14 protein-coding genes and 1 tRNA gene are annotated in these 14476 nt (G+C 71.2%); 12 read left to right on the top strand and 3 right to left on the bottom strand.

The window, feature by feature from the left end:
* Nucleotides 1-61: 61 nt before the first annotated feature.
* Nucleotides 62-135: transfer RNA gene (locus ACLF5H_RS11000), tRNA-Ala, on the top strand.
* A gap of 144 nt (nt 136-279) precedes the next feature.
* On the opposite strand, the gene ACLF5H_RS10995 is transcribed toward ACLF5H_RS11000, so the two are convergent.
* On the bottom strand, nt 280-756 hold the full coding sequence (locus ACLF5H_RS10995) for a GNAT family N-acetyltransferase (protein WP_421675875.1): 477 nt from the start codon (nt 754-756) through the stop codon (nt 280-282).
* An 85-nt stretch (nt 757-841) separates the two neighbouring features.
* On the opposite strand from ACLF5H_RS10995, the gene ACLF5H_RS10990 reads away from it, so the two are divergent.
* Entirely contained in the window at nt 842-1636 is a 795-nt protein-coding gene (locus tag ACLF5H_RS10990; protein ID WP_421676175.1) for an exodeoxyribonuclease III, read from the top strand.
* Nucleotides 1637-1678: 42 nt separating this feature from the next.
* Here ACLF5H_RS10990 and ACLF5H_RS10985 read toward each other — a convergent pair whose 3' ends face one another.
* The gene (locus ACLF5H_RS10985; RefSeq protein ID WP_421675874.1) at nt 1679-2356 is read right to left on the bottom strand and encodes a MerR family transcriptional regulator; all 678 of its coding nucleotides are present in this window, start codon (nt 2354-2356) and stop codon (nt 1679-1681) included.
* Nucleotides 2357-2502: 146 nt separating this feature from the next.
* Between ACLF5H_RS10985 and ACLF5H_RS10980 the strand changes: the two genes are divergently transcribed.
* From ACLF5H_RS10980 to ACLF5H_RS10965, 4 genes are all read left to right on the top strand, one after another.
* Entirely contained in the window at nt 2503-4068 is a 1566-nt protein-coding gene (locus ACLF5H_RS10980) for a flavin-containing monooxygenase (protein WP_421675873.1), read from the top strand.
* Nucleotides 4065-5015 (top strand): alpha/beta fold hydrolase, encoded by a 951-nt coding sequence (locus ACLF5H_RS10975; RefSeq protein WP_421675872.1) that lies wholly within the window; start codon nt 4065-4067, stop codon nt 5013-5015. The genes ACLF5H_RS10980 and ACLF5H_RS10975 overlap by 4 nt, the downstream gene beginning before the upstream one ends.
* Nucleotides 5012-5896 (top strand): SDR family oxidoreductase, encoded by an 885-nt coding sequence (locus ACLF5H_RS10970; RefSeq protein ID WP_421675871.1) that lies wholly within the window; start codon nt 5012-5014, stop codon nt 5894-5896. Before ACLF5H_RS10975 ends, ACLF5H_RS10970 begins: the two co-directional genes overlap by 4 nt.
* A gap of 95 nt (nt 5897-5991) precedes the next feature.
* Nucleotides 5992-6219, top strand: coding sequence for a hypothetical protein (locus ACLF5H_RS10965; RefSeq protein ID WP_086806709.1), 228 nt, complete (start codon nt 5992-5994; stop codon nt 6217-6219).
* 155 nt (nt 6220-6374) lie between these two features.
* On the opposite strand, the gene ACLF5H_RS10960 is transcribed toward ACLF5H_RS10965, so the two are convergent.
* Nucleotides 6375-9662 (bottom strand): S41 family peptidase, encoded by a 3288-nt coding sequence (locus ACLF5H_RS10960; protein WP_421675870.1) that lies wholly within the window; start codon nt 9660-9662, stop codon nt 6375-6377.
* Nucleotides 9663-9883: 221 nt separating this feature from the next.
* Here ACLF5H_RS10960 and ACLF5H_RS10955 point away from each other — a divergent pair, with 221 nt between their 5' ends.
* The 6 genes from ACLF5H_RS10955 to ACLF5H_RS10930 all read left to right on the top strand — a co-directional run bounded on the left by ACLF5H_RS10955 (nt 9884) and on the right by ACLF5H_RS10930 (nt 14376).
* Nucleotides 9884-10477: a TetR/AcrR family transcriptional regulator gene (locus tag ACLF5H_RS10955; protein ID WP_421675869.1), complete on the top strand. Its 594-nt coding sequence runs from the start codon at nt 9884-9886 to the stop codon at nt 10475-10477.
* Between the two features lie 109 nt (nt 10478-10586).
* Entirely contained in the window at nt 10587-12797 is a 2211-nt protein-coding gene (locus tag ACLF5H_RS10950; RefSeq protein ID WP_421675868.1) for an MMPL family transporter, read from the top strand.
* Nucleotides 12798-12950: 153 nt separating this feature from the next.
* Nucleotides 12951-13796: a helix-turn-helix domain-containing protein gene (locus ACLF5H_RS10945; RefSeq protein WP_256640596.1), complete on the top strand. Its 846-nt coding sequence runs from the start codon at nt 12951-12953 to the stop codon at nt 13794-13796.
* Nucleotides 13793-13984, top strand: coding sequence for a DUF397 domain-containing protein (locus ACLF5H_RS10940; protein WP_421675867.1), 192 nt, complete (start codon nt 13793-13795; stop codon nt 13982-13984). The genes ACLF5H_RS10945 and ACLF5H_RS10940 overlap by 4 nt, the downstream gene beginning before the upstream one ends.
* A gap of 4 nt (nt 13985-13988) precedes the next feature.
* A complete protein-coding gene (locus ACLF5H_RS10935; RefSeq protein ID WP_421675866.1) occupies nt 13989-14180 on the top strand; it encodes a DUF397 domain-containing protein in 192 nt (63 codons plus the stop codon).
* A gap of 4 nt (nt 14181-14184) precedes the next feature.
* Complete coding sequence (locus tag ACLF5H_RS10930) at nt 14185-14376, top strand: DUF397 domain-containing protein (protein WP_402148263.1); 192 nt, start codon at nt 14185-14187, stop codon at nt 14374-14376.
* The last annotated feature ends 100 nt before the right edge of the window (nt 14377-14476 follow it).

Here is a 14476-nt window from a genome sequence, read left to right as displayed (position 1 = left end):
CCAGTTCGGGAACGGATTTCCAAGCACCCCGATCAGGGTGCTAGAGTTTCACTCGTTGCAAGGGCCTGTGGCGCAGTCCGGTAGCGCACCTCGTTCGCATCGAGGGGGCCAGGGGTTCGAATCCCCTCAGGTCCACGCAGCTCAAAGCCCCGGTCGGGAAACCGACCGGGGCTTTGACATGTTGTCGGGCCGTTTCGCCGGACGCGCTGCCCTGCGGCCGTGGCGGGGCCTTCGTGTTCGTCGCCCCGGCCCCGCCCGGGCCATGGTCTCGGCCCCGGCCTACAGGTCCTTCGCGAAGCAGCGGCTCTCCTCGTGGAAGCGGTAGAAACCGAACTTGGGGCAGAGGGTGTAGCCGCTGGAGGTGTACAGGGCGATGGCCTCCGGCTGCTTGGTGCCCGTCTCCAGGACCATCCGCAGGCGACCGGCCGCGCGGGCGTCCTCCTCCAGGGCGGCCAGGATCCGGCGGGCCAGGCCCCGGCCGCGCACCTCCTCGGTCACGTACATGCGCTTCAGCTCGGCGTCGCCGTCCGAGTAGTTCTCTTCGTTGCGCTCCTGGCTGCGCCAGCCGCCGGTGGCCACCGGGCGGTCAAACTCGTCGTACGCGATCAGGTAGACGCCCCGGGGCGGCAGGAAGTCCTGGGGGGTGAGGAAGGTTTCGTCGCCGTTGTCGCCGTAACGGAGGACGTATTCGGCCTGCACCGCGTCGTTGAGCTTTATGGCGTCGGGGTGGTCGAAACCTACGCGGCGAATGTTCATCTGGGCATCGCGCTTCCGTGCGGGAGGGACCCCTCGCTCGTGAGGGCTTCGTCCAGTGTGCCGGTATCGTGCTCCGGTGCTGACTGTGACCTCGGTGAACGTGAATGGGCTGCGGGCCGCCGCCAAGAAGGGCTTCGTGCCGTGGCTGGCCGGGACGGAGGCGGACGTCGTCTGCCTCCAGGAGGTGCGCGCCGAACCGCACCAGCTGCCCGAGGAGGTGCGCGAGCCCGAAGGCTGGCATGTCGTGCACGCCCCGGCGGCCGCCAAGGGGCGCGCGGGCGTCTCCCTGTACACCCGGCGCGAGCCCGACCGGGTGCGGATCGGCTTCGGGTCGGCCGAGTTCGACGGCAGCGGGCGCTATGTCGAGGCCGACCTGCCCGGTGTGACCGTCGCCTCCCTCTACCTCCCCTCCGGCGAGGTCGGCACCGAGCGGCAGGACGAGAAGATCCGCTTCATGGCGGAGTTCCTCGACCACCTCGGGGCGCTGCGCGAACGCGCCGCCGCCGAGGGGCGCGAGGTGGTGGTCTGCGGCGACTGGAACATCGCCCACCGCGAGGCCGACCTCAAGAACTGGCGCGGCAACACCAAGAACTCCGGCTTCCTGCCCGAGGAGCGTTCCTGGCTCGGCCGGGTCCTCGCCCCGGCGGAGGGCGGCTACGTCGATGTCGTACGGGCCCTGCACCCGGACGTCGACGGCCCGTACACATGGTGGTCGTACCGGGGGCGGGCGTTCGACAACGACTCCGGCTGGCGCATCGACTACCAGATGGCCACGCCGGGCCTTGCCGCGCGGGCCCTCAAGGCGCGGGTCGAGCGGGCGGCCTCGCACGCCGAGCGCTGGTCCGACCACGCACCGGTGACCGTGACCTACGGCGCTTAGTCCCCTTCATCCCTTCAATCCCCGTACTTCCCCTACTCCCCTTTATTCCCCCTTGTTGAGCTGCCTGTCCATCGCCAGGGACAGTTCCGCCTCCACCACGCTGCGCGCCAGGGGGCGCAGGCGGTGGAGGTCCTCTTCGGGGGCGTGGCGCAGGATCAGGTCGGAGAAGAGGGTGGCCAGGGCCTCGGCGTGGGCGCGGACGCGGGCGCCGGCCGCCAGGACCTCGGCGAGCGGGATGCCCTCGCGGACCAGGGCGGAGGAGACGTCCAGCAGCCGCCGGCTGATGTGCACGATCTTGTCGCCGTCGGTGCCCAGATAGCCCAGCTCCATCGCGGCGGCCAGGTTCTCCGGGGTGACCTCGCCCTCGAAGCGGGCGGCCAGTTCCTCCGGGGTGAGGCGGATCGGCTCCTCCTCGGTGGGGGTGCCGACGCCGAGCAGGTCGGCGACGTCCCGGCCCTGGTCCAGGGCCTCGGCCAGCTCCGCGATGCCGGTCAGGGTGTGGCCGCGCTCCAGCAGGGCGCCGATGGTGCGCAGCCGGGCCAGGTGGTGGTCGTCGTACCAGGCGATACGGCCCTCGCGGCGGGGCGGCGGCAGCAGCTTGCGTTCGCGGTAGAAGCGCAGGGTGCGCACGGTGATGCCGGCCCGTCGCGCCAGCTCCTCCGTGCGGTACTCGCGCGGGCCCCGACGGGCTGCCTCCGGGTGTTCGGTGTCTGCTGCCACGCCCGAAGCCTATGGTGTACCGCCGGTAACTTTCCTTCCCGCACCCCCTACCGCTCGGTACGGAGCTGCTCTACAGTCCCATCGTGCCAGTGTTCACTGGCAGCATTGACGGGCGGCATTTCAAGGCGAGGCGTGGAGGCTCCGGGATGGCCGAGCACGAGCATGTGAGGGTGGCGGTGATCGGGTCCGGCTTCGGCGGGCTGGGCGCCGCCGTGCGGCTGCGCCGCGAGGGGATCACCGACTTCGTCGTACTGGAACGGGCCGAGGACGTCGGCGGCACCTGGCGGGACAACAGCTACCCCGGGTGCGCCTGCGACGTGCCCTCCCATCTGTACTCCTTCTCCTTCGCGCCCAACCCCGAGTGGCCGCGCACCTTCTCCGGGCAGCGGCACATCCGCGCCTACCTGGAGCACGTCACCGACGTCTTCGGACTGCGCCCGCAGATCCGCTTCGGCGCCGAGGTCGAGCTGCTCAGCTGGGACCGGGAGAATCTGCGCTGGCACATCGAGACCACGCGCGGAGCGCTGACCGCCGACGTCGTCGTCTCCGCCACCGGACCGCTGTCCGACCCCAAGGTGCCCGACATCCCGGGCCTGGACTCCTTCCCCGGCAAGGTGTTCCACTCCGCCCGCTGGGACCACGACTACGACCTGCGCGGCAAGCGCGTGGCCATGGTCGGCACCGGCGCCTCCGCCATCCAGATCGTGCCCGCCATCCAGTCCCAGGTCGGCCGGCTCACCCTCTTCCAGCGCACCCCGCCCTGGGTGATGCCCCGGGTGGACCGGGCGATCAGCCCCGCCGAGCGCTGGCTGCACCGTGCCCTGCCGCTGACCACCCAGCTGCGCCGCGGCCTGCTGTGGGGCATCCGGGAGCTCCAGGTGCAGGCGTTCACCAAGCGCCCCGACGAACTCGGCCTGGTCGAGCAGCTCGCCAAGCGCAACATCGCCCGCGCGATCAAGGATCCGGCCCTGCGCGCCCGGCTCACCCCCGACTACCGCATCGGCTGCAAGCGGATCCTGCTGTCCAACACCTACTACCCGGCGCTGGCCCGGCCCCATGTCGACGTCGTCGCGAGCGGGCTCAGCGAGGTGCGGGGCTCGACCCTGGTCGCCGCCGACGGCACCGAGGCCGAGGTCGACGCGATCGTCTTCGGCACGGGCTTCCACGTCACGGACATGCCGATCGCCGAACGCGTGGTCGGCGCGGAGGGCGTCACGCTCGCCGAGTCGTGGAAGGGCGGCATGCAGGCGCTGCGCGGCGCCACCGCCGCCGGGTTCCCGAACTTCATGACGGTCATCGGGCCCAACACCGGCCTCGGCAACTCCTCCATGATCCTGATGATCGAGTCCCAGCTGAACTACATGGCCGACTATCTGCGCCAGCTCGACGTCCTCGGCGGCCGTACCGCCCTCGACGCCCGGCCCGGCGCCGTCGCGGCCTGGAACCACAAGGTCCAGGAGCGCATGAAGCGGACCGTGTGGAACACCGGCGGCTGCACGAGCTGGTACCTCGACGCCAGCGGGCGCAACACCACCGTGTGGCCCGGCACGACGACCGAGTTCCGGCGCGCCACCCGGCAGGTGGACCTCGGGGAGTACGAGGTGATCCGCAGGGCCGGGACACGGGAGGCCCCCGAGGACACCGAGGCCCCCCAATCCCGTACGAACGCGCAGGCTTCGCAGGATTCCCAGGCCGACGAGGTCGCCGCATGAGCCGCCCCCGCGCCACCCACATGACCTCCGGCGTCTACGCCCCGCCCGTCCCGGCCAGGGAACTCACCGTCCCCTCCACCGACGACGCGCGGCTGTACGTCGAGGTGCACGGGCCGCAGGACGCGCCCGCCGTCGTCCTCTCCCACGGCTGGACCTGCTCGACCGCCTTCTGGGCGGCGCAGATCCGGGAACTGGCCGGGGACCACCGGGTGATCGTGTACGACCAGCGGGGGCACGGGCGCAGTCCCGCGAGCCCCGTGTGCACCACCCGCGCGCTCGCGGACGACCTGGAGGCGGTGCTCGCCGCGACGCTCGTGGACGGCGAACAGGCCCTGGTCGTCGGGCACTCCATGGGCGGCATGACGGTCATGGCGGCGGCCGAGCGGCCCCGCTTCCGCGCCCACGCGGCCGCCGTCCTGCTGGCCAGCACCGGCAGTTCACGGCTGGTCGCCGAGGCCCGGGTGCTGCCGCTGCGCGAGGGGCCGCTGCGCACCCGGCTCAGCGCCGGTGTCCTCGGCTCGCGCGCCCCGCTCGGGCCGGTCACACCGCTCGCCAGGCGGATCCTCAAGTACGGCACGATGGGCGCCCGTTCGACACCGGAGATGGTGGAGGCGTGCGCGCGGATCGTGCACGGCTGCCCGACCGGCGCCCGGCACGCCTGGTCCCAGGTGCTCGCCTCGCTCGATCTCGACCACGGCGTACGGCGGCTGGACATGCCCACCGCGGTCCTGCACGGCACGGCCGACCGCCTCGTGCCCCCGGTGCACGCGCACGCCCTGGTCGCCGAACTGCCGCGGTGCGCGGGACTCACCGAGCTGCCCGGCGCCGGACATATGACCCCGGTCGAGGAGCCCGAGCGGGTCACCGGCCGGATCCGGGACCTCGTCAGCACGTATGTCACGGGGGCCGGCGAGCCCGCTCCCCAGCCGATCAAGGAGGGCGCATGAGCAGGGTCGATCTGGAGGGACAGGTCGCGGTCGTCACCGGAGCGGCGCGCGGCGTCGGCGAGTTGCTCGCCCGCAAGCTCTCCGCGCGCGGGGCGAAGGTGGCGCTGGTCGGGCTGGAGGAGGAGGCCCTCAAGGAGGTCTCCGGGCGGCTGCACAGCGAGAGCGCCCACTGGTACGCCGATGTCACCGACCACGAGGTGATGGCCCGGGTGGCGCGGGAGGTGAAGGAGCGGTTCGGGAAGGTCGACATCGTGGTCGCCAACGCCGGTGTGGCGACGGGCGGTCCGTTCATCGACTCCGACCCGGCCGCCTGGCGGCGGGTGATCGAGGTCAACCTCATCGGCTCGGCGGTGACCGCCCGCGCGTTCCTGCCGGTGCTGGTCGAGAGCCGGGGCTATCTGCTCCAGATCGCCTCCCTCGCGGCGATCACCCCGGCGCCGATGATGACGGCGTACTGCGCCTCCAAGTCCGGGGTGGAGGCGTACGCGCATAGCCTGCGGGCCGAGGTCGGCTACCAGGGGGTGCGGGTCGGCGTCGGGTATCTGTCGTGGACCGACACCGACATGGTGCGCGGGGCCGATCAGGACGACGTCATGCGGGAGTTGCGGCAGCGGCTGCCGTGGCCGTCGAACAAGACGTATCCGCTGGGGCCCGCGGTGGACCGGATCGTCGCGGGCATCGAGCGGCGTTCCTCGCATGTGTACGCGCAGTGGTGGCTGCGGGGCATGCAGAGCGTGCGCGGGTATCTCCCGGGGCTCATCGGGTCGGTGGGGCAGCGGGAGATGAAGCGGTTCGGGCCGCGGCTCGAAGGGATGCGGTCGGGGCTGGTCGGCGCGGGTGGGGCGGCGGACGAGGCGGCCCGGGTCACGGAACGTAACTGATCCACATGCGGGGCGTGGTGGGCCGTGTGAATCTGGTCGTGGCCCCGCTGAGGGGCCGACCTCCCCACTCTCACTCACCACAGGAGTGAACCCACATGGGTACGAAGGACCAGCAGCACCAGGACCAGGGCCAGTGGCAGCAGAAGGGCAAGGGCAAGATGGACCAGGCGCGGGAGCGCGCCGGCCAGCCCGGCCAGCCGGGCCAGCCCCAGCGCGGCCAGCGTGGTCAGCAGGGCCCGCAGGGGCAGCAGCCCAGCCGTGGTCGTCAGGACATCGACGACACGGAGATGCAGGACCGGATGGACCACGACTACGACGCGTAGCCGCGGCGCTCGGCTTCAGCCGGGTACGCGGGGCGCCCTTCGCTTCGAGGGGTGCCCCGCGTTCGGTTGTCGGGGTGGCTCCGCCGGGTGGTCGGGTGCGGGTGCGTCGGGGCTTGTCGCGCAGTTCCCCGCGCCCCTTCGGTACGCGGCCCTTCTCAGGAAGTTGCCCTCGGTGGCAGCTTCGGGCGGGAGCGGTCCGGGACGTCCGAGTAGTCCGGGGGGATCGCGGCCGGGTCGGATTCGAGGAGTTTCAGGGCGAGTCGGATCGCGTCGTCCATCTGGGCGTGCCGGCCCTCGGCCCAGTCCAGCGGGGTGCGGAGGATCTCCAGGTCCGGGGTGACACCGCGGTTCTCGATGGACCAGCCGTAGGCGTCGAACCAGGCGGCGTTCATGGGCACGGTGATGACGGTGCCGTCGCCGAGCCGGTGGCGGCCGGTCATGCCGACGACCCCGCCCCAGGTGCGCTGCCCCACCACCGGTCCCAGCGCGAGGAGTTTGAAGGCGGCCGTGATCATGTCGCCGTCGGAGGAGGTCGCCTCGTCGGCCAGCGCCACCACCGGGCCCCGGGGCGCGTTCGAGGTGTACGACACCGGCTGGGCGTCGCGTGTCAGGTCCCAGCCCAGGATGGTCCGGGTCAGCTTCTCGATGACCAGCTCGCTGATGTGGCCGCCCGCGTTGCCGCGCACGTCCACGATCAGCGCGGGCCGGGACACCTCCATGCGCAGATCGCGGTTGAACTGGGCCCAGCCCGAGCCGCCCATGTCGGGGATGTGCAGATAGCCGCACGTGCCGCCGCTCAACTCCCGTACCACGTCCCGGCGTTTGGCCACCCAGTGCTGGTAGCGCAGCGGCCGGTCGTCGACCAGCGGGACGACGGCGACCCGGCGGGCCCGGCCGGTGCCCTCGGCGGGCGTGAAGGTCAGCTCCACCGTCGTACCGCCCGCGCCGGCCAGCAGCGGGAAGGGGCCCCTGACGGGGTCGACCGGGCGGCCGTCGACATGGGTGAGGACCGCGCCCTCGCGGATGCCCGTACCGGCCAGCGGTGAGCGGGCCTTGGAGTCCGAGGAGTCGCCGGGCAGGATCCGCCGCAGGGTCCAGCCGCCCTCCCGGTGCACCAGATCGGCGCCGAGCAGGCCCTGCCAGCGCTGGTAGTGGGGCGGGCCCTCGTTGCGGCGGGCGGCGGTGACATAGGCGTGGGAGGTGCCGAGTTCGCCGAGGACCTCGCGCAGCAGATCCGCGAACTCGTCGGGGGCGGCGACCCGTTCGACGAGCGGGCGGTACTGGTCGAGCACCGCGTCCCAGTCGATGCCGCTCATGCCCGGGTCCCAGAAGTAGGCGCGGATGATGCGGCCCGCCTCGTCGTACGCCTGGCGCCACTCGGCGGGCGGGTCCACCTCGTGCAGGATGCGGCGCAGATCGATCCAGACGGTGCTGTCGGCGTCACCGACCTCGGTGGAGGGCACCGCGCGCAGCTCGCCCTCGTCCACCACGACCAGCCGGGTGCCGTCGCCGCTCATCGCGAACCAGTCGAGGTGGCCGACGAGTTCGGACTTTTTCGCCTTGGTGATGTTGAAGTACTCCAGGGTGGGGCGGCCGCTGGTGTCGGCCGGGTTGGCGAAGGTCTCGCCGAGCGCGCCGGAGATCGGCCAGCGCAGCCAGACCAGCCCGCCGCCCGCGACCGGGCACAGCGAGGAGTACTTGGAGGCGATCACCGGGAACGGGGTGACCCGGCTGGCCAGGCCCTCCACCTCGACCAGCACCGTGCCCGCCTCCCCGGTCTCCTCGTCCTCCAAAGGGTCCAGCCCGCCCGCCGCCGGGCGCCCCTCGGGGTTCAGGGCGAACGGCGAGGGGGTCGCCGAGGACAGCGGGACCAGATAGGGGCGGCTGCCGAGCGGGAAGGACAGGTCGCCGGTGTGCACGTCGTACACCGGGTCGAAGCCGCGCCAGGACAGGAAGGCGAGGTAGCGGCCGTCGCGGGTGAAGACGGGGGTCTCGTCCTCGAAGCGGCCGTCGGTGACGTCCACGATCAGCCGGTCCTTGATGCGGGCCAGCTTGATCTGGCGCAGGGAGCGGCCGATGCCGGGATGGGACCAGGTGAGCCAGCCGCCGTCGGGGGAGAAGGCGAGGTCGCGCACGGGGCCGTTGACGGAGCGGATCAGCTCGGTGACGGCGCCCTCCTCGGACTCCGGGCCGACCCCGGTGCCGGGCGCCTCCGGGACCCCGGCGCCGGGCTCCTCGGGCACGTCGATCAGCAGCAGCCGGCCGTCGTGGGAGGCGACGGCCAGGCGCTCGCCGTCCGGGTCGGAGATCATCTCCAGGACCCGGCCGAGGGAGCCCTGGGCGAGCCTGCGGGGCGGGCGGTCGCCGGTGGCGCGGGGCAGCTGGGCGATCTCCACCGCGTCCTCGCCCTCGGCGTCGGTCACATAGGCGATCTGCCCCATGGAGCCCAGCATCTCCGGCAGCCGGACCCGGACCCCGGGGGTGTCCGCGATGGTGCGGGCGGGGCCGTCGCGGTGGGTGAGCCAGTACAGGCTGCCGCGCACCACGACCGCGCTGGCCCGGCCGGTCTCGTCCACGGAGATGCCGTCGACGTTCTGCGCGGCCGGCACCTGGTAGCGGCGCCGTCCCGCGGCGGGCCCGGCGAGGCGGACGTCGAGCCTGCGCGGGGTGCCCCGGGGCGAGAAGTCGTCGACGAGCCAGAGGTCGCCCGCGCACTGGTAGACCACCCGGGTGCCGTCGCTGGAAGCGTGCCGGGCGTAGAAGGCGTCGTGGTCGGTGTGGCGGCGCAGATCGGTGCCGTCGTAGGCGCAGGAGTACAGGTTGCCGACGCCCTCGTGGTCGGAGAGGAAGGCGATCCGCCCGGCGACGTACATGGGGCTGGCCAGATGGCCGTCGATGCCGGGCAGCAGGCGCTCGCCGTGCAGCCACAGCCGGCCCGTGGCGCCGCCCCGGTAGCGCTTCCAGGAGGCGGGTTCGTGCGGCGGGGTGCCGGTGAGCAGCAGGGTCTTGCGCTCGCCGTCGAGGTCGGCGACCTGGAGCTCGCTGACCGGGCCCCAGGGCAGCCGGCCGCCCGGGTCGCCGTCGGGGGTCACCTTGTAGGCCCAGGTGAAGTACGAGAACGGCTGCCCGTGCGAGGCCACCGCGAGGATGTCGTCGTCCGGGGACCAGCCGCACACCTGGGTGTCGGTGCTGCCCCAGTACGTCAGCTGGCGCGCGGGTCCGCCGGTGACGTCCACCAGATGGATCTCGGGGACCAGACTGCGCCAGCTCGTGTAGGCGATCCGGCTCCCGTCGGGGGAGAAGCGCGGGTGCCCGGTCTTGGTGCGGTCCGCCGTGAGCCGCCAGGCGCGGCCGGGGGCGTCGAGGGGGGCCAGCCACAGGTCGTCCTCGGACACGAAGCACAGCAGATCGCCGTTGAGGTGGGGGAAGCGCAGATAGCTCACCCTCCCCATGCTTTTCCGCCCGCTGGGGGCGGGCAACTTATGTGCCGTTCTTATACGTTCCTCACGTTCGTGATGGAGCCCACGTACGAAACGGTTTCGTTTCGTACAGGGGGAGGGGTATCTTCATGGACGTACGAAGATGGACGTACGCAAGGAAGTTCCGGAAAGAAGTCCTGGAAACAGGTCCCGGAGACAAGTCCCGGTGCGGAAGGGTGGGCGACATGACCGAGGCCGTCGCGGCTGCACGTCGCAGTCGGATCACCCCCGAGCGCGAGGCCGAGCTGTACGAGGCCGTGCTCGACCTGCTCCGGGAGGTCGGCTACGACGCCCTGACCATGGACGCCGTCGCCGCCCGCACCCGGTCCAGCAAGGCCACGCTCTACCGCCAGTGGGGCGGCAAGGCCGAGCTGGTGGTCAAGGCGCTGCGGCACAACAAGCGCGGCCACATCGGCGACATCGACACCGGGTCCCTCCGGGGCGACCTGCACGCCCTCGTGGCGATGGAGGACGACTGCACCATGGCGCAGAACTCCGCCCTGATGCGGGGGATCGCCATGGCGATGCACCACAACGAGGATCTGCGCGAGACGTTCCGGGCGCAGATCGTCGACACGGAGATCGTCACCGGCCGGCAGATGCTCCAGCGGGCCGTGGACCGGGGCGAGGTCCGCCCGGACTGCCCGGCGATCGACTTCATGGTGCACATGATGGTCGGCGGCTTCGCCACCAGGACCCTCCTGGAGGACCAGCCGCCCACCCAGGCATTCCTCACCTCGTACATCGACGCCGTGGTCCTCCCCGCCCTCGGCGTCTGACCCTCCTCGCACCCCCCATCAAGCCCACCATCTGACGTCACCGCTCACGTCGTCGGGCTGATCACCCCTGCCCTGATGAACCCCACGACCTGACCGGGAGTACGCCTCCGTGGCCACATTCCTGTACCGAATCGGCCGGCTCGCCTTCCGGCGACGGCACTTCGTCGCCCTGATATGGGTCGCGCTGCTCACCCTCGCCGGGGTGGGCGCCGCCTCCGCGCCGCCCGCCGGCAACTCCTCCTTCTCGATCCCCGGCACCGAGGCCCAGAAGGCCTTCGACCTGCTGGAGCAGCGCTTCCCCGGGATGAGCGCCGACGGCGCCACCGCCCGGGTCGTCTTCAAGGCGCCGGCCGGCGAGAAGATGACCGACAAGCTCAACAAGGCCACCGTCGACAAGGCGGTGCGCGAGCTGGGCCACGGCTCCGAGGTCGCCTCGGTCGCCGACCCGTACACCGGGCACACCGTCAGCCGGGACGGCTCCATCGCCTACGCCTCGGTGAAGTACAAGGTCTCCGGCATGGAGCTGAAGGACTCCTCGCGCGACGCGCTGAAGGGGGCCGCGCAGCAGGCACGGGACGCCGGGCTGACCGTCGAGATCGGCGGTGACGCGCTCACCGCGATGCCCGAGGAGGGCGCCGGTGAGCTGATCGGCATCGGCATCGCCGCCGTCGTCCTCGTCATCACCTTCGGCTCGCTGCTCGCGGCCGGGCTGCCGCTGCTGACCGCGCTCATCGGCGTGGGCATCGGCGTCTCCTCCATCACCGCGCTGGCCTCCGCCCTCGACCTGGGCTCCACCACCTCCACCCTGGCGATGATGATCGGCCTCGCGGTCGGCATCGACTACGCCCTGTTCATCGTCTCCCGCTACCGCGCCGAACTCGCCGAGGGCCGCGAGCGCGAGGAGGCGGCGGGCCGCGCCGTCGGCACGGCGGGCTCCGCGGTGGTCTTCGCCGGTCTGACCGTCGTCATCGCGCTGGTCGGCCTGTCCGTCGTCAACATCCCGATGCTGACCAAGATGGGCATCGCGGCGGCGGGCACGGTCGCCATCGCCGTGCTGATCGCGCTCACGATGATCCCCGCGCTGCTCGGCTACGCCGGCCGCAGGGTCAAGCCGGCCGGTGAGAAGAGCAAGCTGCTCGGCGGCGGGCGCGCGGCGAAGCGGCCAGCCCGCCCCAACATGGGCACCCGCTGGGCGAGTTTCGTCGTACGACGCCCCGTCGCGGTCCTCCTCCTCGGCGTGATCGGCCTCGGCGCGGCGGCCGTCCCGGTCTCCTCCCTGGAACTGGGCCTGCCCGACGACGGCTCCCAGCCCACCTCCACCACCCAGCGCCGCGCCTACGACCTGCTGTCCGAGGGCTTCGGCGCGGGCTTCAACGGCCCCCTGATGGTCGTCGTCGACGCCAAGGGCAGCGCCCATCCCAAGACGGCCTTCAGCGAGGTCGGCAAGGAGATCAAGGGTCTCAAGGACGTCGTCGCGGTCACCCCGGCCACGCCCAACAAGGCGGGCGACACGGCGATCATCACGGTCGTCCCCAAGTCCAAGCCGTCCTCCAAGTCCACCGAGGACCTGGTGCACGCGATCCGCGACAAGGGCGCGGACATCACCGCGAAGACGGACGCCAAGCTGCTGGTGACCGGCTCGACGGCGATGAACATCGACGTCTCCCAGCGCCTGAACGACGCGCTCCTGCCCTACCTGGCCCTGGTCGTGGGCCTGGCCTTCCTGCTGCTGATCGTGGTCTTCCGCTCGGTCCTCGTCCCGCTGAAGGCGGCCCTCGGCTTCCTGCTCAGCGTGCTCGCGGCGCTCGGCGCGGTCGTCGCGGTCTTCCAGTGGGGCTGGCTGTCCGGCCTGATGAACGTCCAGCAGACCGGCCCGGTCATGTCGATGATGCCGATCTTCATGGTGGGCGTGGTGTTCGGGCTCGCGATGGACTACGAGGTCTTCCTCGTCACCCGGATGCGGGAGGCGTACGTCCACGGCGAGAAGCCGACCCAGGCCGTGGTGACGGGCTTCCGGCACGGCGCCCGGGTCGTCACCGCCGCCGCCGTCATCATGATCGCCGTCTTCTCCGGCTTCATCGGCTCCAGCGAGTCCATGGTCAAGATGATCGGCTTCGGCCTCGCCATCGCCGTCTTCTTCGACGCGTTCGTCGTCCGCATGGCGATCGTCCCGGCCGTCCTCGCCCTGCTGGGCAAGCGCGCCTGGTGGCTGCCGAAGTGGCTGGACCGGATCCTGCCCAACGTGGACGTCGAGGGCGAGGGCCTGCGCGCCCAGGCCGCGGACGGCAAGGAGGACGAGCGGGAGCTGGTACGCGTCTGACGTACGACTGCCGCCTGTGACGGCCGGTGAGGGTGCCCGTGGGGACGGGGCTGCACCCTCACCGGCTTCTTTCTTGTCCGGGGTCTGTCCCGTGCTGTCCTGGCTCTGCGCTGCGCTGCGTTGTACGGGTACGGCGACGACGGGAGGTGGCACGTGAACGACGGTGTGGACGAGGCCGGTTGGGACGTCGAACCCGGTGACGAGATCGAACCGGTGGTGCAGGCGGTGGGGCGGCTGCTGAGGGTGTGCCGGGAGGCGGCGGGGCTGCGCCCCGGTGAGCTGGCGGAAGTGCTCGGGTACGGCGAGGACCTGATCAGGAAGATCGAGCGGGGACAGCGCATTCCACGCCCGGAGTTCCTGGACAAGGCCGACCATGTCCTGCACGCGAACGGCCATCTCCGGGCCTTCATGGAGGACATGAGACGGGCCCGGTACCCGAAGAAGGTACGCCGGCTGAAGGAGCTGGAGGACCGGGCCGTGGAGATGCTGCTGTACAGCAACCACAACATCCATGGGTTGTTGCAGACGGCCGAGTACATGACCGCGCTCTACGAGGTACGGCAACCGCCGCTCGCGCGGGACGTCATCGAACGCGAGGTCGCCGGGCGCACGGGACGCCAGTCGGTCTTCGACCGGGAACCGGCTCCCTCCCTCAGCTTTGTTCAGGAACAGGTCACGCTGGAGCGCCCGATCGGTGGGAAAATGGTGCTGCGTCACCAGCTTGAACACCTGCTGGAGATCAGCCGGTTGCGCAACGTATCGGTCCAGGTCATGCCTACCGAACGGGAGGATCATGCCGGGATGCACGGCCTGCTGGAGGTGCTGAAATTCGCCGACGGCACCGCGATCGGCCGGTCCGACGGAGCCTTCAACGGTCGCCCGGTCGAAAGCCCCCGAGACCTTCGGATCCTTGAGCTGCGCTATGGGATGATCCGCACGCAGGCGCTCCCGCCAAGGGAGTCACGGGCCTTCATCGAGCACGCGCTGGGGAGACTATGAGCACGCCGGAACTCCACTGGTTCAAGAGCAGCTACAGCAGCAGCAACGAGCCCGGCGACTGCGTTGAGGTGGCCACCACCCGCGCCACGGTCCACGTCCGTGACTCCAAGAGCCCGCACACCGCGCAGCTGACTGTGGCCTCTTCTGCCTGGACGAGTTTCCTCGTTCTGGTCGGCGAGCATCTTTAGGGCTATGAGCACGCCGGAACTCCACTGGTTCAAGAGCACCTACAGCGACGGCAACGAGCCCGGCGACTGCGTCGAGGTGGCCGCCACCCCCGCCACGGTCCACGTCCGTGACTCGAAGACCCCCCACACCGCGCACCTGACCGTCGCCCCCTCCGCCTGGGTGGATTTCGTCGCCCAGGTCGGTGGGCATCGCTAGGACCATGAGCACCGCGGAGCTGCACTGGTTCAAGAGCAGCTACAGCAGCAGTGGCGAACCCGGCGACTGCGTCGAGGTAGCTGTCACCCCCGCCATGGTGCACGTCCGCGACTCGAAGACTTCGGGCGTCGCACGGCTGACGGTCACCCCGGCCGCCTGGTCGGGTTTCCTGAAGTGCGCTGTCGCGGCATCGTGACCTCGTGAGCGGGGGCGACCGCGAGATCGAAGGCCTCCAGGTGGAAGTGGCCGCTCTTCTGCTGGACTTCGTCTACGCGCCGCTGCTGGAGGACCAGCAT

It is taken from the genome of Streptomyces sp. LaBMicrA B280 (assembly GCF_049222185.1).
GTDB classification, from domain to species: Bacteria; Actinomycetota; Actinomycetes; order Streptomycetales; family Streptomycetaceae; genus Streptomyces; species Streptomyces murinus.
Note: the sequence above shows the minus strand (reverse complement) of the source record. Positions and strands in the feature narration are given on the sequence as shown.